The following is a 25,262-nucleotide window of genomic DNA, read 5'->3' as shown; positions in this document are numbered from 1 at the left end:
GAGGGCCCGCAACGTGGTCGTGAAAGGAACGAACGTGAAAATTGTTGTCGGAGAGCGAAATCTGCTGCCGCATCGGGAGCTGTTCGAGTCGCTACTACCCGCGGGCGTCACGGTGTCCTGGCACGACGCCTTCGACGAGGCGACGATCGTCGGGGATCTGCCGGACGCCGCCGTCTATGTGGGTGGGCGGGTGACACCGGCGATGGCGGCCGCCGGCCGGCGGCTTCGCCTCGTCCACACCGGGGGCGCGGGCACCGACAAGGTGTCGTTCGCGGACCTGCCCGAGACCGCGGAGGTGGCCAACACCTTCCATCACGAGGACTCCATCGCCGAGTACGTCCTCGCCGCCGCGGTGTTCCTGCGGCGTGGACTGCTGCGCCAGGATCGGGCCCTCCGCGAGGACATGTGGGCGACGTCGGTCTACCGCCCCGAGCTCCCGCAGCCGCGAACGATGCGCGGCGCGACCGTCGGCTACGTCGGGTTCGGGCACATCGGCCGCCGCACCGCCGACCTGTTCGGCGCGCTGGGGGCGCGGGGCGTCGCAGTCACCGGGTCCGGGCGGGTTGCGGACGCCACCTGCCTCGACTGGCACGGTGACACCGCCGAGCTCGGGCGCCTGATGGACGAAGCGGACGTCGTCGTGGTCTCCGCGCCGCTCACCGAGCGGACCGTCGGGATGATCGGCGGGGACGAACTGCTCCGGCTGGGCCCGGACGGCGTGCTGGTGAACGTCGGTCGCGGGCCGCTGGTCCGCGAGCAGCCGCTGTACGAGGCGCTGCGGGACGGCGTGATCGGCGGCGCCGCCGTCGACGTCTGGTACCGCTATCCGGACGGCGGAGACGCCGCCGCGCCGTCCGACCTACCGTTCCGCGACCTGCCGAACGTGCTGATGACGCCGCACACGTCGGGCGTCACCCACGACACCTTCGTAGGCAGGGTTCGGGACATCACGGACAACATCCGTCGGCTCGTCGAGGGGCGGTCGCTCGAGCGTGTCGTCACGCAGGGCTGAACCGACGGGATCGGCCACCCGGCAGCGCCTTTCGTCGCCCGCTTCATAAATTCAATATCGGTATTGATCGATGCGAATTCAGTCTTGGACGCGCATCGCTGCGCGCCCGTACATTCGTCGGGTGTGAGGTGACTCACCAGCGAGCATCATTGATCGTGTACGTCGCAGGACCTGGTTCTCCGGGGTCTGCCGGATCTGAAAGAGGGAACGATGTCGTTCACTCTGTTGTTCGATCCCGCGGTGCAGTCCGCGGTGTCGAAGTTCTACAAGCGGATGGTTCCGCTGTTCGTCGTCATGCTGATCTGCAACCAGCTCAACCGTTCGAACATCGGTTACGCGCAGGAGTACCTCGAAGCCGACGTGGGCATCGGAGCTGCCGCGTACGGCTTCGGCGCCGGCGTCTTCTTCATCGCCTACGCGTTGTTCGAACTGCCGAGCAACGTGATGATGGAGAAGTACGGAGCGCGCATCTGGCTGACGCGGATCATGGTCAGTTGGGGCCTCGTGTCCGCCGCCATGATGTTCGTGCAGAACGCCACGATGTTCTACATCCTGCGATTCCTGCTCGGTGCAGCCGAAGCCGGATTCTTCCCGGCCGTGATCTTCTATCTCGCCAAGTGGCTGCCCAACCGGTCGCGGGGCAAGGCGACGGCCCTGTTCGTCGCGGGGTCGTCCGTCGCAGCAGCGATCTCCGGCCCGCTCTCCGGTCCGCTGTTGTCGATGGACGGCACCGGAGGCCTGCACGGCTGGCAGTGGTTGTTCGGCATCGAGGGCGTGACCTCCGTCGCCGTCGGCATCGTCGCCTACTTCCTGCTCAGCTCGCGCATCTCCGACGCCACCTGGCTGACGGGTGAGGAGAAGACGGCCCTGGCCGGCACCATCGCGGCCGAGGAGGCGGAGAAGGCCGCCAACTCCGGCGTCGCGCACAAGGGTTCGCGGTGGAAGATGCTGCTCGATCGACAGTTGCTGCTGTTCTGCGGAATCTACTTCGCCATCCAGCTGTCCATCTACGCCAACACGTTCTGGCTGCCGTCCATCGTGCGCCGCATCGACGGCACCAACGACATCACGGTCGGACTGCTCTCCTCGCTGCCGTGGATCTGCGCGGTCGTCGCGATGTACCTGTCGTCGCGGATCGGTGACCGGACCGGGAACCGCAAGCCCCTCCTCGTCGTCGCCCTCGTCGTCGCGGCGATCGGTACCTACATGGCCGCGATCGTCTCACCATGGCTCGCGCTGGTCTTCCTCTGCATCGCCGCCATGGGCTTCAAGAGCGCCAGCCCACTGTTCTGGTCGATCCCGCAGTCGACGTTGCACCCGTTCGTACTCGCACCGGCGATCGCCATCATCAACTCGCTCGGCAACCTCGGCGGTTTCGTGGCGCCGTTCGGCTTCGGTCTGATCAAGGAAGCCACCGGCGAGGTCACGTGGGGCCTGTACGCCCTCGCTGCCGCCTCCCTGCTCGCCGCGGCGTCGGTGTACCTCGTGAAGGCGCCGAAGCGGCCGATCGACCTCCCCGCGCCCGCCGACGTTTCCCCCTCGTCCACCGATCGGCCCGACGTCGAAGCCGGCACCCGATGAACCCTCACCTCGATCAGGAGTCGATCCAGATGAACGCCGCACGCACGACCCCCGTCGTCACCGACATGCAGGTGATCCCTGTCGCCGGCCACGACTCGATGTTGCTCAACCTCAGCGGTGCACACGCCCCCTACTTCACCCGGAACCTGGTGGTGCTCACCGACTCCGACGGCAACACCGGTGTCGGCGAGGTGCCCGGGGGCGAGCCCATTCGGAAGACGCTCGAGGACGCGCGGCCCCTCGTCGTGGGGCAGGGGATCGGCGCCTACAACGCGATTCTCGGTTCCGTCCGAGACACCTTCGCGGGCCGCGACGCCGGTGGCCGCGGCGCACAGACCTTCGATCTGCGGGTGACGGTGCACGCCGTCACCGCGGTGGAGTCGGCACTGCTCGACCTGCTCGGCAAGCATCTCGAGGTGCCCGTCGCCGCGCTGCTCGGCGACGGGAAGCAGCGCGACCGGGTACAGGCTCTCGGCTACCTCTTCTTCGTCGGCGACCGAAACCGGACCGACCTCGCGTACCGGTCCGGCGCAGACGAGTCGGTCGACGCCGACGACTGGATGCGCATCCGACACGAGGAAGCACTCACCCCCGATGCCGTGGTCCGGCTCGCGGAGGCCGCGCACGCCCGGTACGGATTCGAGGACTTCAAGCTCAAGGGCGGCGTCCTCGCGCCTCGCGACGAGGCGGCCGCGGTGACCGCTCTGCACGAGCGGTTCCCGGGCGCACGGATCACCCTGGATCCGAACGGCGGCTGGTTGCTCAGTGAGGCGATCGACACATGCCGCGGCCTGCGCGACGTCCTCGCCTACGCAGAGGACCCGGTGGGCCCCGAGGGTGCGTTCTCCGGTCGCGAGGTGATGGCCGAGTTCAAGCGGGCGACCGGACTGCCGACTGCCACCAACATGATCGCCACCGACTGGCGGGAGATGGGCCACGCTATCCGCGCCGGTGCCGTCGACATCCCGCTCGCCGACCCGCACTTCTGGACGATGGCGGGATCCGTCCGGGTCGCCCAGCTCTGCGATGCGTGGGGCCTGACGTGGGGATCGCACTCCAACAATCACTTCGACGTGTCGCTTGCGATGTTCACCCACGTCGCCGCCGCCGCGCCCGGCGACATCACAGCCATCGACACGCACTGGATCTGGCAGGACGGCCAGCGCCTCACTCGCGAGCCCTACGAGATCCACGACGGGTACCTCGACGTCCCCGACCGACCGGGTCTCGGCGTGGAACTGGACCTCGACCGGGTGGCCGCGGCGAACGAGCTGTACAACCGCGAGGGGCTCGGTGCGCGTGACGACGCGATCGGCATGCAGTACCTGATTCCCGGCTGGACCTTCGACGGCAAGCGGCCCGCACTGCACCGCGGCTGACCGAAACCTGTCGGGGTCCGGTGGCACCCTGGGACGCATGTTGGAGATGACCGCCGCCGCCGCCAGACGTGCCGCGGTGGCGGCCCAGGGCTTCACCGATCGCCGACCCGCCACGCCACCGACGAGACGGCGCGTCCTCGCGACCGTAGATCGGACCGGTCTGCTCCAGCTGGACTCGGTGTCCGTCGCCGTGCGGGCGCACTACATGCCCGTCTTCAGCCGCATCGGCGGCTACGACCGCGGAATGCTCGACGACGCCGCTTGGCGGCACACCGCGTCGACACCGCGTGCACTCGTCGAGTACTGGGCCCACGAGGCGGCGCTGATTCCGGTGGCGGACTGGCCCCTGATGCGCTGGCGGATGCGTCGCTACGAAGGTGGGCGCTGGGCAGGGGAGCGGCGTGTCCTCGACCGCAACCCGACCCTCGGGAAGGACATCCTCGACGTCGTGACCGAGGCCGGTCCGTCGTCGGCGGGCGAGGTGGAGCGGCACCTGCGGATCGACTCCAGCGGGAAGCGTGGGCCGTGGTGGGGGCGCAGCGACACGAAGGTCGTCTGCGAGCAGCTCTTCGCCTCCGGTGCGTTGTCGGTGGACCGGCGCGTCGGTTTCGTCCGCCACTACGATCTCGCCGAACGGGTGCTTCCCGCGGTCGTCACCACCGCCGAGGTCGCCGAGTCGGACGCGATTCGGGCCTTGATCCGGCGGGCGTCGAAGGCGTTGGGTGTGGCGACGGCCGCCGACCTACGTGACTACCACCGGCTCTCCGCCGCACAGGCGGCGCCCGCGATCGCCGACCTCGTCGACGACGGCGCGCTCGTTCCCCTGACGGTACGCGGATGGGATGCCCCCGCCTACCTGTCCGCCGAGGCCACGGTGCCACGTAAGGCAGCGGGCACGGCGTTGCTCTGCCCGTTCGATCCGTTGGTGTTCTTCCGCCCGCGCACCGAGCGGGTGTTCGGGTTCCGGTACCGCATCGAGATCTACACGCCTGCCCACAAGCGAGTGCACGGGTACTACGTATTCCCGTTCCTCCATCGAGGTGAACTCGTCGCGCGGGTGGATCTCAAGGCAGATCGCGCTGCAGACGCACTACGGGTTCCCGGTGCGTTCGCCGAGGACGGACGCGACTCCGGCGACGCCGTCGAGGCGCTGGCGGGCGAATTGCGTTCCATGGCAACGTGGCTCGGCCTGTCCGATGTCGTGGTCGGGGACCGCGGCGACCTCGCTGCCGAACTGGCGGTCAGGGTGTGAACACCGCAGCCCGCGACCGAGTGGGTGCGGGCTGCGGTGGGAGGGTCGATCGTCAGAGGGCGAGGATCGCGGGAACACTCAGTACCGCGACGTAGTAGCCCATGAAGAGGACGCCCGCGTGGATCTTGAACATTCGGGACAACAGGCCGCCGACGAGGCCCACGGTCAGCGTCACCGCCAGGCCGAGGATTCCGCCTTCCCACACGCTGATCACGACCACGAGCCCGGTGAAGGTGGCGATGATCGCCTCGTGACTGACGTAACGCACCACCAACGTCGCGGCCCGGTGCGCGAAGTTCATCGCGAATGGGTAGGCGATGATCGCGGCGATCACGACAGCGCCCAGCCCGTAGAGGAGGAACTCCCAGTTCGACAACGCGGTCGAGAGGTTGTCGATGTTGCCGTTGCCGTCGTCCGTGGTGAACACCGGGGGAGCGTTGAACAGCGGGGCAGCGGGCCCGGCCGCGACCGGGCTCAGCGGAAGGCCGAACGCGATCAGGGGGATGAGTGCCTCGGCGATGTAGGTGGACTCGGTGGTGCCGTTGCGGGCCGAGATCACCGACGTGAGACGGTGGTAGCCCTGCTTGACCCGGGAGCCGACGACCTCACCCATCAGTACGGTCATCGCGACAGGGCTGAACACGAAGGTCGCGCTCGACACAGTGGCGGTCCCGGCCACGTACCCTGCCTGTCTGCGGTCGAGCAACCGGAGCGGGTTCGGGAAGTACCCGCTCCAGCCCTTGACGTCGGGTGCCAGCCACACCGTGTCAGGGTCCTTCCTCGACATTTCCCGCCGACCCGCGGGGCCGAGCACGAGGAAGAGGTCTGCGATCAACGGGCCGACCGCGATCCCGAGGAAGTAACTGATGTTCAGGGAGACGTCGTAGTTCGCGGTGAGTGCCTTGAGGCCGAGGATCAGGACGACGAAGGGGAGCAGCGCCATCACCCCGGACCAGCGGCCGGGCGAGGTGTAGGCGATCGCGACAGCGGCGACGAGGAACAGCCACGGTGCCACGGACTGCACGGTGTCCGCGACCGGGGCAAGGAGGGTCGCGAAGAGAACGGCCACCGGAACCGCGATGAACGCGGCGACGATCGCACCGGAGATCGCCTTGCGCAACGCGATGTGGGGGACGCCGAGAGCACGGAGCAGTCGAGCCTCGCGCATCAGTGGCACAGCCATCGTGTCACCGGGGATGCCGAGGAGGGTGGTCGGCACGGCGTGCGTCATGTGTTTGGCGACCGCGCCGGCGAGAAAGAACGTGAACACCGCCGCGGGCGGCGCCCCCAGGAGAATGACCAGCAGCGTCAACGGTGCGATCGTCGCCGTCTCGTCGGTGCCCGACACGAGGCCGATCAGCGAGAAGACGATCGCACCGACGACACCTAGGAGGATCGCGATCAGAACGTCGTTCGTGAAGAGTGCGCTCATCACCTGTCACCGTGCCCGTCGGTTTCGGCTGCGCGGAACCGCTCGTAGAGGTCGAGTTCCTTCAGTTCCCGCACGGTTGCGGCGGGGAGGTCGTCGACCGAGCCGAGTCCGCGCCGCTCCTCCTTCAACGTCGCGATGACGTCGTCGACCTTGGCGCCCTCCGTGGACTCCAGGGCAATGTTCCGCTTGGGACGGAACAGCTTTCCGCAGACGACACCGGCGATCAGGCAGGACCCGATGCCGACGAGGAGTGCGTAGGCGTCCGCGAGTGCCTCGTCCTCGACGAACGACGAGAACAGCGCGGTCGCGCCGAGCAGGGCCGCGACACTGACTGCCACACCGATGACAACCGACACTGCGAGGTCACGGCCGACGACGGTGTCGCCCCACACCTCGAGGTACCGCGCGTCGTTCTCTGTGGATTCGGCCGGGTCGGGTGTCATCTGCGTTCCCCTTGGCGGGGGTGAGTGTGAGTCGATGTTGCTGTCGATGGACATGGTGCACTTCCGTTGGTGTCTGAGTCGAATACCGAAAGCCGAAACGGCGGGTGGTTGCCGTGCCAGGTCAGGACCTGGCCGCGAGCAGTGCAGTGGCCACGCGAGAGGGAACCGGATGGCCGATCCGTCCGGCCATCCAGTGCGACACGTCGCACAGGGCCGCGAGGTCGATCCCGGTGTGGATCCCCAGTCCGTGCAGCATCCACACGAGGTCCTCGGTCGCGAGATTGCCCGTCGCGCCCTTCGCGTACGGGCACCGGCCGAGTCCCCCTGCGGAACTGTCGAATTCGGTGACACCCGCGATCAGCGCCGCGTGCACGTTCGCGAGCGCCTGACCGTAGGTGTCGTGGAAATGGCAGGCGATCGCGTCGACCGGGACACCGGCGCGCACGATCTCGTCGATGACGGCGCGAACATGGCCCGGGGTCGCGACGCCGATCGTGTCGCCGAGCGAGACGGAGGTGCAGCCCGCCGCCATCAGTTCGGCGGCGACACCGGCGACCAGCGCCGGTTCCACCGGCCCCTCCCAGGGGTCACCGAAGCACATCGACACGTAGCCCCGCGTCGGCACACCGGCAGAGCGAGCTCCGGACACGACCGGCCGAGCCGCGTCCATCGCTCCCCGAACAGTGGATCCGAGGTTCCTGCGTGCGAAAGTCTCGGTGGCACTGACGAACACCGCGACCTCGTGCGCGCCCACCGCGAGCGCGCGCTCCAGTCCGCGGAGGTTCGGGGTCAGAACGACCTGGCGCACCGCGCCGGGAAGCGCGAGTTCCCGCACCAGTTCTTCCGCGTCGGCGAGTTGGGGGACCCACCTGGGTGAGACGAAGCTGGTCACTTCGAGCGAGGAGACGCCTGCCGCGACGAGTCGCCGGCAGAACTCCGCCTTCATCGAGGTCGGGACGAAGGCATCCTCCGCTTGGAGGCCGTCGCGAGGTCCGACCTCGTGGACCCGGACCCGGTCGGGCAGAACCGGATCACGGAACGGCTGCGGTATCGGGGCCCACGCCTGGGGCGGTGCAGTGCCGGCGGACGACATGTCATTTCCCCGAACGGAGTTCGGCGAGTACCCGCTCCGCGTGGTCCACTCGAATCGCTCGATCGGCGATGAGCCGGGCCACCACGCCGTCCAGTTCTGCGGTGGTCGCACCGGCCGATGCTGCGATGGTGCGGGCGTGCAGGCTCATGTGCCCACGTTGGATCCCCTCGGACGCCAGAGCGCGGCACGCGGCCAGGTTCTGGGCGAGCCCGACGGCGACGACCACTTCCGCCAACTCGATCGCGGAGGTGACGCCGAGGACCTTGACCGCGGCCTGGGCGACCGAGTGAACCTTCGTCGCCCCGCCGACCAGGCCGACCGGCATCGGCACCTCGAGGACACCGGTGAGATGGCCGTCTGCCGTCATCTCGAAGCGCGACAGGGACCGGTACACGCCGTCCGTGACGGCGTGGGAATGGCATCCGGCCTCGACCGCGCGGGTGTCGTTCCCGGTCGCGAGAACAGCGGCCGTGATGCCGTTCATGATCCCCTTGTTGTGGGTGGCAGCGCGATACGGATCGGACTCGGCCAGTGCCGACGCGTGCACGATGTTCTCCACCACCTCCGGTCCGCCGAGCAGGTCACTGTCGAACACCGCGCGTGCGCGGGTGAGGCGCAGGTCGGCCTTGTTGGTGAGAATGCGCATCAGCGGACGTCCGCCCGCCAGGTCGGCGAGGCGGGGAGCGACCGCTTCGGCCATTGTGTTGACAGCATTGGCACCCATCGCGTCGCGGACGTCGACGTGCAGATGCGTGACCACGTGCACGCCGGTCCGGGTCGGGACGATGCGCACCGAGATGTCCTGAGCGCCACCCCCGAACCGCGTCAGCATCGGATCCTGGGCATTGGCGAGGTCGATGATCTCCTGTCTTGCCTCCAGGATGCGCAGACGCGCGGAGTGCGGATCCGTGCAGTCGAGCAGCTGCACCTGTGCCTGCATGACCGGCGGTGTGCTGGAGGTGTGGAATCCTCCGTGGACCCGGGCCATGCGAGCGGCGTTGCTCGCCGCGGCGACCACGGACGGCTCCTCGGTCGCCATCGGCACGAGGCGATCGCGGCCGTTGACCACGAAATTGGTTGCCACGCCGACCGGGATCCCCATCACACCGACGACGTTCTCGATCATGTGATCTGCCTGCTCGACGGCCAGGCCTGCATCCGGGTTCAGGACGGCGAGGTCGTCGACGGCGAGGCCGGTCCGTTCGGCCAGGACCGAGCGACGCTGCTCCGGGGTCGAATCCTTGAATCCGGGGATTCGGCTGTTTACGGACACTGCAGGTTCCTCCAGGGGTACTTCGTGGGCGGACGCTCGGGAACGTCGTGTGCCCGGTATGTGCTTCGACTCACACGCTAGGAGGGGTGAGAGCCCCGCGACATGGGCGATCGCCACATCAGTTTCATGGATGTGTGTGTGACCGCCCACGCGGTCAGGGCCTACCGAGTTCGTCGAGTCGAACGGCCGCGGAAATCCGGAAGAGATTCTCGTCCTCGCGCCACCGCTCGCCCAGCAGGGACTTCAGACGGTCGAGCCGCTGGAGAACGGTGTTGGTGTGATAGTTCAGGGCCCGCGCGGTCTTCGTGGGGCTGGCGTCGTTGCGGACGAACGCCCGCAGGGTCGCGACCAGGTCGGTACCGCGGGCCTCGTCGTAGCGGCGCACGACGCCGATCGTCCGGTCGATGAAGGCCCGCAAGGTCCGCCCGTCCGCGTCGAACAGGACGGCGTAGGGGAGGTACGCATCGGTGTGGACGTCGACGTCCTCGGACCCGAGGGCGTCGAGCAGGCGCTCGGTCCGCAGAACCGTCTCGAACGCACCAGGCAGGTCGCCGGGGGCCGACACCCCAGGGGCGGTGACCGTCCGGACGGCACCGCGGAACGAGTCCTTCACGACACCGCGTAGACGCGCCACCGTGTCCGCGGGCGCGGTGGCGGCGAGCACGACGACGACACTTCCGCCGTGCTCGCCGACCAGGCCGACGCCGTCGAGCATCCGCGCGACGACACGCGCCACCGCCGCCCTCTCGTCGGGTGCCGGTGACAGCAGGACGACCGTCTCGAGGTCCGCCAGCACGACGTTCTGGGCTCGGACCCGTCGTTCGAGGTCGCGGCGGCGCTCGGGCGCCGGATCGAGCAGGTCGGCCACCAACTCGACGCGGGCACGCCGATCGGCGTCGTCGACGGCGTTCTGCTGCAGGGCGAGAACGGCGCCGACCTGGGCCGCCCGTTCCACGGTTCGACGCTCGACCGGCCCGAGTTCGAGATCGCCGCGGCCCAGCAGGATCGCGCCGAAGAAGAGGTCGCCGGCGGTGATCGCGGCGACCGCGTTCGTGTCCGGATCGTCGACGATGCAGCAGTGACCGGTGGCCCGGCTCGAACTCACGGCTTCTCGCACCGCGGGTGTCGTGCCGGTGGTCCCCGACACGCCCTCCGGCAGACTCGCCGCGACCGGACGCAACTCGGCATCGACGATGGTGGTCTCCCGACCGAGGGTGCTCGCGAGTGTGCGGGCGATCTGGGGAAAGCCGCCGCCGAGCAACACGGCCTCGATCAGCTGCTGGTGGACGATGTTCGACAGGTCCCGGGCCTGAACGTGTTCGGTGAGGCGTTCCAACGCGGAACGGGCCTCGTCCTCGGATCGTCGAACCTGTTCGAGCGTGTTGGCGGTCTGGACGACCACCGACGCGTGGTCCGCCAGCGCGGCCAACAGGGCGATCTCGTCAGGGGTGAACGTGTGCTCGTGGCGCGTCGCCGCGAACAGCACACCGAGTACCCGCCCGTCCGACAACATGGGTACCCCGAGGATCGAGACGATGCCCTCCGAGGCGACCGCATCGTCGATGGTGTCCGCGTGTGGCCCCTCCGAGTACTGGTCGTAGCGTCGCACCGACTGGGGTGCGCCCGAGCTGACGACCTGGCTCGCCAGACCCATACCCGTCGGCACGAGCAGGTTCTGGAACTGTCGGGTGACCGCTCCGGCCGTCTTGCGTACTCGGAGTTCCCTTGTGTCGGAATCGAACTCGGACAGATAGGTGACGTCCGTTCCCATCATCTCGTGGGCTCGGGTGACCAGTCGGCCGAGCAGGGCGTCGATGTCGCGGAGTTGGGCCAGCTCCCTCGCGCTCGAGTAGAGGGCGGCGAGTTCGCGCTCGCGCCGTTCGAGCCTGCCGACCTCCGCACGGTGCAGTCGGACCGCCTCCATGAAGGACGACCGCTCCGCCGGTGTCGCGCCGAATCGGTCGAAGGCGGCGAGAACCCGATCGGTTCCGCTGTCGACTCGGCCCAGCAGAGCGTCGGTCAGGGCGTCGAGCCCACTCGATTCGCCCGTATCCATGTCTGCCATCCTGCCCGGATCCACGGAATCGGCGCCAACCGCGTCGAGCGGGTGTCTCGCGAGGCCTGTCCTCGGGTGGGCTACGCGTCGAGCGGGCCGAGTTCGGCGTCGAGAACCCGCTGCACCACCTTCATCGCGGACAGGGCGGCGGGCGCCCCGCAGTAGCCCGAGGAGTGGATGACGGCTTCCGTGATCTCCGTGCGTGTCAGGCCGTTCGTGAGCGCGCCCCGGACGTGTCCCTCCAGCTCCTCGTGAGCGCGCAGGGCGATGAGCATGCCGATGTTCAGCAGACTGCGATCACGGCGTTCCAGCCCGGGGCGTGTCCACACCCCGCCCCACACCGTCGCGGTGATGTGCTCCTGCAGCGCCTCCGAGTCGGTTCCGCGTGTGCGCTCGAGTGCGCGGTCGACGAACTCGTCGCTCATCACGGCTCGGCGGACGGCGAGGCCTGCGTCGAAACCGGTGTCGTGGTCGGTCATTCGGGTACCTCCGGGGTCGATCGGTGTTCGGGCCCGCTTCGACGGGCGGGAACAATTCTGCCCGGCGGCTACAGATCGAGGTCAGGCGCGGTGGCCAGCGAGACCCACTGGTCGACCGTGAGGCCGGGTCCTGTCTGGGTGACCTCCACCGACGTCCCCGACGGACGCATGGCCGTCACGTGGGTCGCATCGTCGTGAACGCGCGACGCGACGCGCGTGAGGGATCCGATCGGCCTAGCATGCGAACTCCGCCCTTGTCGGACCAGGCCCAGTAGACGGTTCTGCCCGGACCCGATGGTGGTTCGACCTCGTCGCATCCCGGAACGGCCACCGGATACGTCACGGGTTCGGTGACGTGGTCGCCTGCCTCGTCCACGGTTTCGGTGTCGGGCGTGCCGTGCGGGAGAAGCCACGCCGCGCCGATGCCCGTCGCGACGATCCCGGTGTCGCGCCACCACCAGGGGGCCCGATCGCGTTCGGGCCCCTGGTGGGACCGGGGCTGGTCACGTCCGCGCGGCCGTCAGCTCCCGACGAACTTGATCAGGCCCTTCGACGCCGTGTCGAGCGCCATCTTCTGGGCCTTCTTGACGAGGAACCCCGGAACCGGGATCTTCGGGTCGATGGTGAGGGTGAACGCGACGTGGGTGCCGCCGTCGGCATTGGGGGTCAGCACGTAGCTGCCGTCCTGCTGCTTCTGCTGAGTACTCGACACCAGGGTCCACATCAGCTTCTCGTCGCCTTCGAAGGTGTAGTCGACGACCTGCTCGTCGGTGATACCGACGACCGACGCGGTCATGCGGACACGGTGCGGGCGGCCGTCGTCGTGCGTGGACTCGATCGTGACCGTCTTGTGCGCGGACGACCACTCGGGCAGTCGCTCGACGGCGACCAGCGCCGCCATCACCGTCGCCGGATCGGCATCGACATCGAACTCCTTGGACCCGGACACCGCCATGGCACACCCCTCCGCGTTCGCACCGACAACCGGTGCACACCGATCGATTCGTCAGTAGTTCACCACATCGACGGCGATCGTCCCGCGCGCCCGCCTCGGGTGTGGCGGTCGCGCGGGAGGGCCGTGGGTCACAGACCGAACTTGGTGCCCTCGCGGCTGCGCCTCATCTGATCGCTCAGCGCGCCCTGAACCGCTTGCGCCACCCAGGAGTTCAGCGACACCCCGTTCTGTGCCGCCGCCTCCTCGGCCCGCGACTTCACCTGCTCGACCAGTCGCAGTGTGACCCGGGAGATGTCGCCGCTCAGATCGTCGAATTCGGTGGAGGTCCTGGTGTTCTCGCGTTCGGAGGCGGTCTCGTCGGAGGCGTCGGTTTCGGCTTCGGTATCGGTAGCCTGAGTCGAGATCTCGACGCTCGCCTCGGAGCCACGCAGACGCACGTGCACCGTGCGGTCGCCGAGGGCGGACGTGACCTCCGCGGCCAGATCGGAGAGTGCGCCGATCAGCATCAGGCGGGCAGAGTTCTCGGCCGCGTCGGCGAGGCCCTCCGCGATTCGCCGGGTGTTCTCGTCGCCGAGCGCGGCCGCAGCCGCCAGGTCGCGACGAAGGGACTGGGTGTACTCGGAGATGTCCATGACGCCAGTGTGGCGTCGTATATGACGTCTGTCAACGAAGTGTGACGTCATTGTGGCGTCACGCCGCATTCGGCGGCCGCCCGATAGTGTTCGGTCACGATCCGGTCGGGTCCGAGGAGGGTGTGCGGTGCAGCGAGCGGTGTCCCTGAAGGTCCAACTCATCGCGAAGACCGAGTTCTTCGCGCCCGGCGACGTGCCGTGGGACACCGATGCCGACGGCGGCGAGGCGCTCGTCGAGTTCGCCGGTCGCGCCTGCTACCAGAGCTGGAGCAAGCCGAACCCGCGGACCGCGACCAACGCCGGCTACCTGCGGCACCTGCTCGAAGTCGGTCACGATTCGGTTCTCGAACACGGCACGGTCAGCTTCTACGTCACCGGGATCTCCCGCTCCTGCACCCACGAGCTGATCAGGCACCGGCATCTGTCGTTCTCGCAGCTCTCGCAGAGATCAGTGTCCGAGCGGGACGCCAAGGTCGTGGTCCCGCCTGCGATCGCGGGGGATCCCGAACTGGAGTCGTTGTTCGCCGCAGCCACCGACGCCAGCCGAGGCGCATACGCAGAGCTGCTCGACGCGCTCGAGTCGAAGCTCGCGGACGTTCCCAACGGGTCGCTGCGGGGGCGTCAGGCCCGGCAGGCCGCGCGGTCCGTGCTGCCCAACGCCACCGAGACGCGGCTGGTCGTGACCGGCAACTATCGGGCCTGGCGGCACTTCGTCGGCATGCGGGCGACCGAGCATGCGGATGTGGAGATTCGAGCCGTCGCGGTCGAGTGCCTGCGTCAGCTCCAGATAGCGGCGCCAAATGTGTTCGGCGACTTCGAGATCGCGGCGCTGCCCGACGGATCCGAGATCGCGGTCACCGACTTCGGCGCGGGTGCCTGACGGGCCGACCCTCTCCGGGCGCGATCGGTGTGCGGGGAGGGCTCCGTGACCGGGTAACCTTGACAACCATGACCCATGCTGAATCCACACCAGTCGAGCGCCCGTTCGGCACCATCCTGACCGCGATGGTGACCCCGTTCACAGCCGACGGGAAACTGGACGTGGATGCCGGTGTGCGGCTGGCTGCGCACCTGGTCGACGGTGGTTGCGACGGCCTCGTGCTCGCCGGCACCACCGGCGAGTCGCCGACGACCACCGAGTCGGAGAAGCTCGAACTGATGCGCGCGGTGATCGACGCGGTCGGCGACCGCGCCCGGATCGTCGCAGGCGCAGGCAGCAACGACACCGCCCACAGCGTGGAGCTGGCCCGCGACGCGGCCAAGGCCGGAGCCGACGGCCTGCTCGTCGTCACCCCCTACTACTCGAAGCCGCCGCAGGCCGGGTTGCTCGCGCACTTCACCGCGGTCGCCGACGCCACCGATCTCCCGGTGATGCTCTACGACATCCCGCCGCGGTCGGTCGTCCCGATCGCCACCGAGACGATCTACCGGCTCGCCGAGCATCCGCGGATCACGGCCGTCAAGGACGCTAAGGGCGATCTCGCCGCGGGCGCGGAGCTCATCGCCAACACCGACCTCGCGTTCTACTCGGGTGACGACCCGCTGAACCTGCCCTGGCTGTCGGTCGGCGCGGTCGGATTCGTCAGCGTCATCGGACATCTGGTGCCGGGCCGACTGCGGGCGCTGCTCGACGCCTACGAGGCGGGCGACATCGTCCGCGCCCGCGAGATCAACGCGGGATTGCTGCCGGTGATGCGGGCGACGGGGCGCCTCGGCGGCGTCAGCGCCTCGAAGGCCGGGCTGCGGTTGCAGGGCATCGAGGTCGGCGATCCGCGACTGCCACAGGTCGCGCCGAGCCTGGAGGAGCTGGACCTGCTCGCGACCGACCTGCGCGCGGCCGGAGCACTGTCGTGACGCGGCCGCCGCGCCGCCGCAGCGCACGTCGTCAGGCCGGCCCGCCGAGCGCGCCCGAGGCGGTGACGCCCGCGGAGATGTCGGCAGCCCAGGCGCCGGCGGCTGCGCCGAAGTCGGCGCAGGCGGCATCGCAGAAGTCTCCCGCAGAGAAGGCTCCGCTGGCCGAGAAGGCGCCGGTGGCCGAGAAGGCGCCGGTGGCCGAGAAGGCGCCGGTGGCCGAGAAGGCGCCGGTGGCCGAGAAGGCGCCGGTGGCCGAGAAGGCGCCGGTGGCCGAGAAGGCGGGAAGCGGTCGCTCACGTCCGTCCGGCGAGGGCGAGAAGGCGGGCAGGCGGCGGAAGTCGCAGGGAGGCTCGAACCGTCCTCAGCGTCAGCCGAAGGGTCGTCCCGACGGCATCGTCGCCGTCGACCCCACCGAGCGGCTCGGACCGCCCCCCAAGGCACCGAAGAACGGGCTCCGAGTGGTTGCGCTCGGCGGCATCGGCGAGATCGGCCGCAACATGACCGTCTTCGAGTACGACGGCAAGCTGCTCATCGTCGACTGCGGCGTGCTGTTCCCCGAGGACCAGCAGCCGGGTGTCGACCTGATCCTGCCCGACTTCGCGCACATCGAGGATCGGATGGACGACGTCGTCGCGGTCGTCCTCACCCACGGTCACGAGGACCACATCGGCGCGGTGCCGTTCCTCCTGCGCCTGCGGCCCGACGTTCCGGTCATCGGTTCCCGGTTCACCCTCGCGCTCGTCGCCGCGAAGTGCCGCGAGCATCGGCAGCGCCCCAACCTCGTCGAGGTCGTCGAGGGCCAGATCACCACGCACGGCCCCTTCGAGTGCGAGTACTTCGCGGTCAACCACTCGATTCCCGATGCCATCGCCGTCGCGATCAAGACGCCGGCGGGCGTCGCACTGCACACGGGCGACATCAAGCTCGACCAGCTGCCACTCGACGGCCGGCTCACCGACCTCGCCGGATTCTCCCGGCTCGGCGACGAGGGAGTCGACCTTTTCCTCGTGGACTCCACCAACGCCGAGGTCCCCGGCTTCGTCACCCCCGAACGCGAGATCGGCGGCGTCCTCGACGGCGTCATCGGCAAGGCGAAGCAGCGCGTCATCGTCGCGTCGTTCGCCAGCCACGTGCACCGCATCCAGCAGGTCGTCGACGTCGCGGTCCGGTACAACCGCAGGATCGCGTTCGTCGGCCGCTCGATGGTCCGGAACATGCAGATCGCGCAGGACCTCGGCTACCTCACCGTCCCCGACGGAGTGGTCGTCGACATCGACACCGCGGCGAACCTGCCCGACGACCGCCTCGTGCTCATCTCCACCGGTTCGCAGGGCGAGCCGCTGTCGGCGCTGTCGCGGATGGCGCGCGGTGAGCACCGGCAGATCAACATCCGAGCGAACGACCTCGTCGTGCTCGCGTCGTCACTCATCCCCGGCAACGAGAACTCGGTGTTCGCGGTCGTGAACGGACTCGCCAAGCGCGGCGCCACCGTCGTGACCCAGCAGAGCGCCAAGGTCCACGTCTCCGGACACGCCTCGGCCGGCGAGCTGCTGTACCTCTACAACGCGGTTCGGCCCACCAACGCGATGCCCGTGCACGGCGAGTGGCGGCACCTGCGCGCCAACGCCGCCCTGGCGGCCGCGACGGGCGTGCCGGAGGACCGGATCGTGCTTGCCGAGAACGGCGTCGTCGTCGACATGGTCGACGGGCTCGCCGAGATCACCGGCCGCGTCACCGTCGGCATGGTCTACGTGGACGGCAACTCCGTCGGCGACGTCGGCGACTCGACTCTGTCCGACCGCCTGATCCTCGGGGAGGGTGGCTTCATCTCGATCTCCCTCGCCGTGGACGAGCACACCGGCAAGGCCGTCAGCACCCCGCAGGTCCACGGGCGCGGATTCTCGGACGACCCGGCCGCGCTCAAGGAGGCCGCGGTCCTCGTCGAGGCTGAACTGTCCCGGCTCGCGGGTGAAGGTGTGACCGACACACACCGGATCGCGCAGGCGGTGCGCCGCGTCGTCGGGCGTTGGGTTGCCGACAAGTACCGGCGCCGACCGATGATCGTGCCGACCGTCATCGGCGTCTGACGCCGCGGTCCCACCCCTCTCGCCGTGGACGCGATGTCACATCGTGCGCATCCGACGCGCACGATGTGACATTCAGCCCGCCAGCAGTCGCCACAGTCCGATCAGGCCGAGCACGACGATCGCCGCGCGCAACGCGTTGGGGGACAGGCGCCTGCCGTAACGCGCGCCCACGGAACCGCCGACGAGTGAGCCGACGGCGATCAATCCGGCTGCGGCCCAGTCGATGCGGTCGAACGCGACCGTGGTGTACGCGACCGCTGCCACTACGTTCACCAGCAGTGACAGCAGGTTTTTCGCCGCGTTCATCCGCTGCATCGACTCGGGCAGCAGTGCGCCCATCACGCCGATCAGCAGGATCCCCTGTGCGGCGGTGAAATAGCCGCCGTAGACGCCGACCGCGAATGTCCCGGCCGTGAGCGCGATCATGCGTGCCGTACCCACGTGGTCGGCGGTGCGTCCCGCAGCCTCGGCGCGGGCACGTGCCCAGGTCTGGATGCGCGGACCGGTGACCACCAGGACGAGCGCGCCGACCAACAGCACGGGCACGATCGTCGTGAAGGCCTTCTCGGGCAGGTGCAGCAGCAGCCACGACCCCAGCGCGGCCCCGAGTACCGACGCGGGAATCTGCCAGCACAGTCGATCCCACTGGCCGCGCAACTCCCGCCGGTACCCCACGTTCCGGAGACACCGCCCGCGACCAGTCCGACGGCGTTCGACATCGTCGCCACCACCGGGGGATACCCGAACGCAACCAGAGTCGGGAAGGTCACGAGTGTTCCGGAGCCGACGATCGCGTTGATCCCGCCCGCGCAGAAGCCGGCTACGGCGATCACGATCATCTCGACAGCGGACACCTGTCGACGCTAACGAGGCCGAGATGATGACCCGAACGCGGGGTTCGAGCTGTTCGTCGGTGTGGGCACATCTGCGCTGTTTCGTACCGTTTCGCGCTGGGCAGTGTGGCGGGCGAGCGTCGTCGTCGGATTGATGATCCGCACTGATGTGTCGACAGGGCGGTGCGTTGTGGGTGAGTTCAGGTTTCCTCGGATGCTCGGACCGGAAGTCGGGTACCGTAGTCGAACATAAGTTCGATATCGGTTTGGGGGTGGGGCGGTGATCCGGGCATACCTGTTCGCACTCGACCCCACCGCCGGGCAGGAACAGGCGTTCCGGTCACATTGCGGGGCACAACGATTCACCTACAACTGGGCACTCGCGCAGGTGAAAGCGAACTGGAACCAACGTACGGCTGAGGAGTCCTACGGGATCGCGGAGGCGGACCGGACCCCCTGGATCAGTACGTCCGCCTACAGCCTGCGGAAGACCTGGAACCAAGTCAAAGACGTCGTGGCGCCGTGGTGGGCTGAGAACAGCAAGGAGTCGTACGCCTCCGGGTGCGCGAACCTGGCGGCCGCGCTCGGCAACCGCCGGGACGGGCGGGCTCGGATGCCGCGGTTCAAGTCGAAAAGGTCTCACCGATCGTGTCGGTTCACCACCGGTGCGTTCGGGCTCGGCCGCGACAGGCGACACGTGAAGCTGCCCCGGATCGGGGAGGTACGCACCCACGAGTCGACGCGGAAGCTCGCCCGCAAGGTCGAGGCCGGCACCGCCCGGATCGTCTCGGCGACCCTGTCGTATCAGCGGGGCCGTTGGCATGTGTCGTTCGCGGTGGAGCTACCCGACGCCGACGCCGGCGCCGTCGCCGCATCTGGTGGCGTCCCGCGGGTGGTAGGTGTCGACGTGGGAATCGCCGCGTTGGCTACCTTGTCGACCGGCGACACGATCGCCAATCCGCGCCATCTCGACAAGGCGTTACGGGACCTGCGACGGGCGCAGCGCGTGGTGGCACGCAGACAGGGGCCGGACCGTCGGTCCGGGCAGGTGCCGTCGAACCGGTGGCGCAAGGCGCAGGGCCGTGTCTCGCGGTTGCACACCCGGGTCGGCAACCAACGTCGCGACGGCCTGCACCAGCTCACCACCCGGCTGGTGTCCGAGTTCGACACGATCGTGATCGAGGACCTGCCCGTCGCGGGGATGGTGCGTAACCGGCGCCTCGCGAGGCGTATCGCCGACGCGGGGTGGGGCGAGTTCCGGCGGCAGTTGTCGTACAAGGCGGATGCGGCGGGCGTGCGGCTTGTCGTGGCGGACCGTTGGTTCGCGTCGAGTAAGACCTGTTCCGGGTGTGGGGCAGCGAAAACCAAGCTGGCCCTCTCGGAGCGGACGTACACGTGTGCGGTGTGTGGCCTGGTCTTGGATCGGGACCTCAACGCCGCGCTCAACCTTGCCGCCCTCGCGGGCGGCGACACCGGGGAGTTGCTCCGGGAGCAGTCCGCTGGAACTCGCGTCAGACCCGATGTTGTGTCGGGCTGTGAGATTGCCACGGGAAGACCGCGATGCGGTCAACGCCATGTCTGTGAGGGCGTGACTCACGGAATAGATTCACACGTTTCGTGAACGGCGGTAACCTGCGCGGCATGAGCCTTGCCCGTGACGAACGCCACGCGCTGGTGGCGACGATGACCGCCGTCGGCCCAGACGCCCCGACGCTCTGCGGGGACTGGACGACCCGCGACCTCGCCGCGCACCTCGTGGGGCGGGAGCGGCGCCTCGACGCGTCGCCGGGGATCTTGATCAAGCCGCTCGCACCGCACACCGAGAAGATCCGTGCGCAGTACGCGACCCGCCCGTACGCGGAACTCCTCGAACAGGTCCGGACCGGCCCGCCGCTCTGGTCGCCGCTCAAGCTCGTCGACGCGAAGGCCAATCTTGCGGAGATGTTCGTCCACCACGAGGACGTCCGGCGGTCGGGGTCGGCCTGGGAGCCGCGTGACCTCGGGCCGAAGTGGGACGCCGCACTGTGGTCGCTGGCGAGACAGCTGGGTCGGATGGTGTTCCGTAGGGCCTCGTGCACGGTGGTGCTGGATGCCGGGGAGGGGAGGACCGTGACGCCACGCCGTGCGTCGGGTGCAGGTGAGGTGGTGCTGACCGGCACTCCCGCCGAGCTGCTGCTGTACGTGTTCGGCCGGGACGCGGTACACGTGGGGTTCGACGGCCCGGAATCGTCGATTGCGGCGGTGAAGGCGCTTCCGCGCGGCGTCTGAGTCCGCTGGGGCACGTGTTGCAGATGGTCCCGATGGGGCCGAAGCGACTAGCCTGGGCGTCATGGCTGGAAAGTCCGGAACCCGAACATCCACGAGCGCGCCCCGATCGACGGGGCGCACCGGATCGTCGGGTGCGGCGAGGTCGGGGGGTTCCGCATCACGCGGTCGCACCACCCGCACCGTGTCGACCCCGCGCAAGGCGACCGCGCCTCGCCCGGCCGCGCGACGTCCCGCCGGCCGTAAGTCGGGTGGCGCACTGCACTCGGTCGGGGCGGCGCTGGGCCGCGGCTGGACGCTCGCTGCGCGGGGTGTCGGCGCCGCAACGCGCACGGTCGGTCGCGCCGCCGACATCGAGCACGGACACCGGCGGGACGGGATCGCCCTCGGCCTGATCGCCGTGAGTGCGGTCGTTGCGGCCGCGATGTGGTTCGGCGCGGGTGGCCCGGTGGGTGGATGGATCGAAACCGGCGTCCGGGCACTGTTCGGCGGCGCGGCGGCACTGTTGCCGGTCGTCGGCGTCGCCGTGGCCGTCATCCTGATGCGCTCCGAGCCGAATCCCGAGATCCGGCCGCGGCTGGTGCTCGGATCGCTGCTCGTCGCGGTGCCCGCGCTCGGTGTCTTCCACGTGATCAGCGGTGAGCCCCGCGACGCCGAGGGACGCGCCGTCGGCGCCGGGTTCGTCGGATTCGCCGCGGGTGGTCCGCTGACCGACGGCATCACATTCTGGCTGTCGGTGCCGCTGCTGCTGCTCGCGATGGGCTTCGGTGTCCTGTTGCTGACCGGAACGACGGTCCGCGAGGTCCCGTCGAGGGTCCGATCCCTGTTCGGAACCCCGCGGCAGGACGACTACGAGCCGTACGACCGGGAGGCCGTCGGCGACTTCGACGACCACGACGAGGCGGGCGACGACGGCCACGAACACGACCGCCTGCGTGGTCTGCGGAACCTGAGGCCGTCGCGGCGGCGGGCGGCCCACGACGACCCCGACTACGATCCGGCGCTGTTCGATGCCGACGGCTACCCGGTGGACGACGCGCTGCCGGATGCCGGCTCGGCGAGCGACCCCACGACGAACTATCCGCTCGACGAGTTCGCGCCGACCGAGGTGCTCGCGACGGAAGCCGGCCCGGTGGCTCAGCCGCCGAAGCCGCGAGCCAAGCCGAAGGCCCCGAAGCCGGCGCCCGCCGCGAAACCGGCGGACGAGCCGGAAATGATCGTTGCCGACCGGGTCGTCGAGGGCGACTACACGCTGCCGCCCGTCTCGCTGCTCGTCGAGGGTGATCCGCCGAAGGCGGGCAGCTCGGCGAACCAGGCGATGATCCAGGCGATCACCGAGGTCCTGGAACAGTTCAAGATCGACGCCGCCGTCACGGGCTACACCCGTGGCCCGACCGTGACCCGGTACGAGGTCGAGCTCGGGCCGGGCGTGAAGGTCGAGAAGATCACGGCCCTCGCCCGGAACATCGCGTATGCCGTGGCAACGGACAACGTGCGTCTGCTCGCGCCGATCCCCGGAAAGTCGGCCGTCGGCATCGAGGTCCCCAACACCGACCGCGAGATGGTCCGGCTCGCCGACGTCCTCGCCGCCCCGAGCACCCGCAAGGACCATCACCCGCTGGTCATCGGACTGGGCAAGGACATCGAAGGCGACTTCGTCAGCGCCAACCTCGCGAAGATGCCGCATCTCCTGGTCGCCGGTTCGACCGGTTCCGGCAAGTCCAGCTTCGTGAACTCGATGCTGGTGTCCCTGCTCCAGCGCGCCACGCCGGACGAGGTCCGGATGATCCTGATCGACCCCAAGATGGTCGAGCTCACGCCGTACGAGGGCATCCCGCACCTGATCACGCCCATCATCACCCAGCCGAAGAAGGCGGCGGCGGCGCTGGCCTGGCTCGTGGAGGAGATGGAGCAGCGCTACCAGGACATGCAGGTCAACAAGGTGCGGCACATCGACGACTTCAACAAGAAGGTGAAGTCGGGGGAGATCACGGCACCGCTGGGAAGTGAGCGGGTGTACCGGCCGTACCCCTACATCCTCGCGATCGTCGACGAGCTCGCCGACCTGATGATGACCGCGCCGCGCGACGTCGAGGAGGCGATCGTGCGGATCACGCAGAAAGCCCGCGCAGCGGGGATCCACCTGGTGTTGGCGACGCAGCGTCCATCCGTGGACGTCGTCACGGGCCTGATCAAGACGAACGTGCCGTCCCGACTGGCGTTCGCGACCAGCTCGCTGACCGACTCGCGGGTCATCCTGGACCAGCCGGGCGCAGAGAAGCTCATCGGCATGGGCGACGGACTGTTCCTGCCCATGGGCGCCGGCAAGCCCACACGCATGCAGGGCGCGTTCATCACCGACGAGGAGATCGCCGCCGTCGTCGACTTCACGAAGAACCAGGCCGAGCCCGAGTACACCGAGGGCGTCACCACGGCCAAGTCCGCGGAGAAGAAGGACGTCGACCCCGACATCGGCGACGACATGGACGTGCTGCTGCAGGCCGTGGAGCTGGTTGTGACCAGTCAGTTCGGTTCCACGTCGATGCTGCAGCGCAAGCTGCGCGTCGGGTTCGCGAAGGCGGGCCGGCTGATGGACCTGATGGAGACGCGTGGCGTGGTCGGGCCGAGCGAGGGGTCGAAGGCACGCGAGGTGCTGATCAAACCGGACGAACTGGACGGGTTGCTGTGGTCGATCCGCGGCGGTGATCCGGACGAATCGGATTCCGACGAGTGACCTGCTCGTTCACGGCGATGCGTGTGTCCTGTGATTGAATGAGGAGGCTTTGGAGGGGAGTATCCCCGAATTTCCGTGGCAACCTCGTCAACACGAGCAGCGCAATCGCCGCTCCGGGGTTGCCGGTCGAGTGAACGACGTGGACGCGCGAGGGCGCGACGCGCCGGAACTCGGCGGGAGAGACCTCCGGTGTCCTGAACGACTACCGGAGGATTGCCTGTGCACATCACCCCGATGGTCTGGATCATCACGTGTCTGGTGATCCTGGGCCTGTTCATCTTCGACTTCTTCGCCCACGTCCGAACTCCGCACGCCCCGACGCTGCGCGAGTCGGGCTTCTGGTCCGCCGTGTACATCGGCATCGCGATCCTGTTCGGACTGTTCGTCGTCTGGCAGTGGGGCGCGGGCTACGGCGGTGAGTACTTCGCCGGCTACGTGACGGAGAAGGCGCTCTCGGTCGACAACCTGTTCGTCTTCGTCATCATCATGTCGAGCTTCGCGGTGCCACGGGAATACCAGCAGAAGGTGTTGCTGATCGGCATCGTTATGGCACTCGTGTTGCGCGGAATCTTCATCGCGGTCGGTGCGGCGGCGATCAACGCCTACAGCTGGGTCTTCTACCTGTTCGGCTTCTTCCTGGTGTACACCGCGATCAAGCTCTTCAAGGACCACGGCCACGAGGCCGAGGAAGAGGAGAAGCGCGAGAACCGGATCGTGACGGTGGTCCGCAAGTTCGTTCCGACCACCGAGGAGTACGACGGCGACAGGCTCGTCACGAAGATCGACGGCAAGCGGTTCGTGACCCCGCTGCTGTTGGCCCTCATCGCGATCGGATTCACCGACATCCTGTTCGCGCTGGACTCGATTCCCGCGATCTACGGCCTCACGCAGGAGCCGTACATCGTGTTCGCTGCCAACGCGTTCGCCCTGATGGGTCTGCGGCAGCTGTACTTCCTCATCGGCGGACTGCTCGAACGCCTCGTGTACCTGTCCTACGGCCTGTCGTTCATCCTGGCGTTCATCGGCGTCAAGCTCGTCCTGCACGCGCTGCACGAGAACACCCTGCCGTTCATCAACGGCGGTGAGCACGTCGCCGTGCCCGAGGTGAGCATCGCGCTGTCGCTGACGGTGATCATCGGCACGCTCGTCGTGACGACGGTCGCGAGCCTGCTCAAGACCCGAGGCGAACAGGACCAGTCGACGTCGGCGTGACCGAAGAGGCCCCGTGCTCGGTGAACGAGCCGAGCACGGGCCTCCACTCGGTGTAGTGGATGTCGATGACGATCCCGGCGTGGATGAAGGGGTCGTCCGCGAGCAGCTTCGCCGCTGCCTCGCAGTTGGGGGTGGCGAGGATCAGCAGGGCTCCGCTGTTGTCGAGGAACGGGCCCGCCGTCAGGACGTGACCCTGGTCGACGAGCTCGCCGAGCCAGGTCAGGTGGGCGGGTCGGTGAATGTCACGATCCGGAACGGATCCCTCGCGGTACACGTACTCGACGGCGATGAACGACATGGCAACTCGCTTTCCACTCGCCCAGGCCGAAACCGGACGGAATCGAAGTACACCGGGGAACTCAAAGCGTATGCGGGGGAAGCCGGTCCGCGTTGGCAAATGCGCAGAGCTACCCGGATGTCATTCGATCGTTCGGGTGCGAGCCGTCAGGATGCGGTGAACGCGCCCATCACCGGAGTCCACTCGGTGAACCGGGCGGAGTCGATCAGTCCCGCACGCGCGAACGGATCCGATTGGAACAGTGTGCGGGCGGTATCCTCGTCGACCGCGGAGACCAGGATGAGGGCGCCACTGCCGTCGGCGTAGGGCCCGGTGCTCAGCACGGTGCCCGCGGCCACCAGTTCGGACAACCACGCCCGGTGGTCGGGGCGTACCTCGTCGCGTGCGGCGAC

General features: G+C 68.6%; 21 protein-coding genes and 1 pseudogene. 11 read left to right on the top strand and 11 right to left on the bottom strand.

From position 1 onward, the window contains the following. Window positions 1-34: 34 nt before the first annotated feature. The 4 genes from ACFSJG_RS18235 to ACFSJG_RS18220 all read left to right on the top strand — a co-directional run bounded on the left by ACFSJG_RS18235 (window position 35) and on the right by ACFSJG_RS18220 (window position 5,224). A complete protein-coding gene (locus tag ACFSJG_RS18235; protein ID WP_378486647.1) occupies window positions 35-1,012 on the top strand; it encodes a 2-hydroxyacid dehydrogenase in 978 nt (325 codons plus the stop codon). Window positions 1,013-1,222: 210 nt separating this feature from the next. After that, window positions 1,223-2,593: an MFS transporter gene (locus tag ACFSJG_RS18230; RefSeq protein ID WP_378486646.1), complete on the top strand. Its 1,371-nt coding sequence runs from the start codon at window positions 1,223-1,225 to the stop codon at window positions 2,591-2,593. A gap of 29 nt (window positions 2,594-2,622) precedes the next feature. After that, window positions 2,623-3,972, top strand: a complete 1,350-nt coding sequence (gudD, locus tag ACFSJG_RS18225; RefSeq protein ID WP_378486645.1) for a glucarate dehydratase — start codon at window positions 2,623-2,625, stop codon at window positions 3,970-3,972. Between the two features lie 37 nt (window positions 3,973-4,009). Continuing rightward, window positions 4,010-5,224 carry a winged helix-turn-helix domain-containing protein gene (locus tag ACFSJG_RS18220; protein WP_378486644.1) on the top strand — a complete coding sequence of 405 codons (1,215 nt, stop codon included), beginning with the start codon at window positions 4,010-4,012 and terminating at the stop codon, window positions 5,222-5,224. A gap of 52 nt (window positions 5,225-5,276) precedes the next feature. Here ACFSJG_RS18220 and ACFSJG_RS18215 read toward each other — a convergent pair whose 3' ends face one another. The 8 genes from ACFSJG_RS18215 to ACFSJG_RS18180 all read right to left on the bottom strand — a co-directional run bounded on the left by ACFSJG_RS18215 (window position 5,277) and on the right by ACFSJG_RS18180 (window position 13,587). Then, a complete protein-coding gene (locus ACFSJG_RS18215) occupies window positions 5,277-6,656 on the bottom strand; it encodes a tripartite tricarboxylate transporter permease (protein ID WP_378486643.1) in 1,380 nt (459 codons plus the stop codon). Continuing rightward, the gene (locus ACFSJG_RS18210) at window positions 6,656-7,099 is read right to left on the bottom strand and encodes a YrzE family protein (RefSeq protein WP_378486642.1); all 444 of its coding nucleotides are present in this window, start codon (window positions 7,097-7,099) and stop codon (window positions 6,656-6,658) included. Before ACFSJG_RS18210 ends, ACFSJG_RS18215 begins: the two co-directional genes overlap by 1 nt. Window positions 7,100-7,220: 121 nt before the next feature. Next, window positions 7,221-8,192, bottom strand: a complete 972-nt coding sequence (locus ACFSJG_RS18205) for a hydroxymethylglutaryl-CoA lyase (protein ID WP_378486641.1) — start codon at window positions 8,190-8,192, stop codon at window positions 7,221-7,223. Between the two features lies 1 nt (window position 8,193). Continuing rightward, window positions 8,194-9,465, bottom strand: coding sequence for a hydroxymethylglutaryl-CoA reductase, degradative (locus ACFSJG_RS18200; RefSeq protein ID WP_378486640.1), 1,272 nt, complete (start codon window positions 9,463-9,465; stop codon window positions 8,194-8,196). A gap of 154 nt (window positions 9,466-9,619) precedes the next feature. Next, complete coding sequence (locus ACFSJG_RS18195; protein WP_378486639.1) at window positions 9,620-11,521, bottom strand: helix-turn-helix domain-containing protein; 1,902 nt, start codon at window positions 11,519-11,521, stop codon at window positions 9,620-9,622. Window positions 11,522-11,601: 80 nt separating this feature from the next. After that, window positions 11,602-12,000 (bottom strand): carboxymuconolactone decarboxylase family protein, encoded by a 399-nt coding sequence (locus ACFSJG_RS18190; protein WP_378486638.1) that lies wholly within the window; start codon window positions 11,998-12,000, stop codon window positions 11,602-11,604. A gap of 520 nt (window positions 12,001-12,520) precedes the next feature. Then, on the bottom strand, window positions 12,521-12,955 hold the full coding sequence (locus ACFSJG_RS18185) for an SRPBCC family protein (RefSeq protein ID WP_378486637.1): 435 nt from the start codon (window positions 12,953-12,955) through the stop codon (window positions 12,521-12,523). 128 nt (window positions 12,956-13,083) lie between these two features. Continuing rightward, window positions 13,084-13,587 carry a toxin-antitoxin system HicB family antitoxin gene (locus ACFSJG_RS18180; protein WP_378486636.1) on the bottom strand — a complete coding sequence of 168 codons (504 nt, stop codon included), beginning with the start codon at window positions 13,585-13,587 and terminating at the stop codon, window positions 13,084-13,086. Between the two features lie 127 nt (window positions 13,588-13,714). Here ACFSJG_RS18180 and thyX point away from each other — a divergent pair, with 127 nt between their 5' ends. From thyX to ACFSJG_RS18165, 3 genes are all read left to right on the top strand, one after another. Further along, window positions 13,715-14,467 (top strand): FAD-dependent thymidylate synthase, encoded by a 753-nt coding sequence (gene thyX, locus ACFSJG_RS18175; protein WP_378486635.1) that lies wholly within the window; start codon window positions 13,715-13,717, stop codon window positions 14,465-14,467. A 68-nt stretch (window positions 14,468-14,535) separates the two neighbouring features. Next, a complete protein-coding gene (gene dapA, locus ACFSJG_RS18170; protein WP_378486634.1) occupies window positions 14,536-15,441 on the top strand; it encodes a 4-hydroxy-tetrahydrodipicolinate synthase in 906 nt (301 codons plus the stop codon). Then, entirely contained in the window at window positions 15,438-17,528 is a 2,091-nt protein-coding gene (locus ACFSJG_RS18165) for an RNase J family beta-CASP ribonuclease (RefSeq protein ID WP_378486633.1), read from the top strand. Before dapA ends, ACFSJG_RS18165 begins: the two co-directional genes overlap by 4 nt. 72 nt (window positions 17,529-17,600) lie before the next feature. Here ACFSJG_RS18165 and ACFSJG_RS18160 read toward each other — a convergent pair. Then, a pseudogene (locus ACFSJG_RS18160) lies at window positions 17,601-18,367 on the bottom strand (sulfite exporter TauE/SafE family protein). A 274-nt stretch (window positions 18,368-18,641) separates the two neighbouring features. On the opposite strand from ACFSJG_RS18160, the gene tnpB reads away from it, so the two are divergent. From tnpB to ACFSJG_RS18140, 4 genes are all read left to right on the top strand, one after another. After that, window positions 18,642-19,982, top strand: a complete 1,341-nt coding sequence (tnpB, locus tag ACFSJG_RS18155; protein WP_378486632.1) for an IS607 family element RNA-guided endonuclease TnpB — start codon at window positions 18,642-18,644, stop codon at window positions 19,980-19,982. A 20-nt stretch (window positions 19,983-20,002) separates the two neighbouring features. Next, entirely contained in the window at window positions 20,003-20,629 is a 627-nt protein-coding gene (locus tag ACFSJG_RS18150) for a TIGR03085 family metal-binding protein (protein WP_378486631.1), read from the top strand. 61 nt (window positions 20,630-20,690) lie between these two features. Then, window positions 20,691-23,360: an FtsK/SpoIIIE family DNA translocase gene (locus tag ACFSJG_RS18145; protein ID WP_378486630.1), complete on the top strand. Its 2,670-nt coding sequence runs from the start codon at window positions 20,691-20,693 to the stop codon at window positions 23,358-23,360. Between the two features lie 219 nt (window positions 23,361-23,579). Beyond that, on the top strand, window positions 23,580-24,572 hold the full coding sequence (locus ACFSJG_RS18140; RefSeq protein ID WP_378486629.1) for a TerC family protein: 993 nt from the start codon (window positions 23,580-23,582) through the stop codon (window positions 24,570-24,572). Here ACFSJG_RS18140 and ACFSJG_RS18135 read toward each other — a convergent pair. After that, on the bottom strand, window positions 24,532-24,870 hold the full coding sequence (locus ACFSJG_RS18135) for a YciI family protein (protein WP_378486628.1): 339 nt from the start codon (window positions 24,868-24,870) through the stop codon (window positions 24,532-24,534). The genes ACFSJG_RS18140 and ACFSJG_RS18135 overlap by 41 nt on opposite strands. Before the next feature lie 146 nt (window positions 24,871-25,016). Next, a partial coding sequence (locus tag ACFSJG_RS18130; RefSeq protein WP_378486627.1) for a YciI family protein occupies window positions 25,017-25,262 on the bottom strand: 246 nt, incomplete at its 5' end.

It is taken from the genome of Rhodococcus gannanensis, assembly GCF_042681175.1.
Classification (GTDB): Bacteria; Actinomycetota; Actinomycetes; order Mycobacteriales; family Mycobacteriaceae; genus Rhodococcus_G; species Rhodococcus_G gannanensis.
Note: the sequence above shows the minus strand (reverse complement) of the source record. Positions and strands in the feature narration are given on the sequence as shown.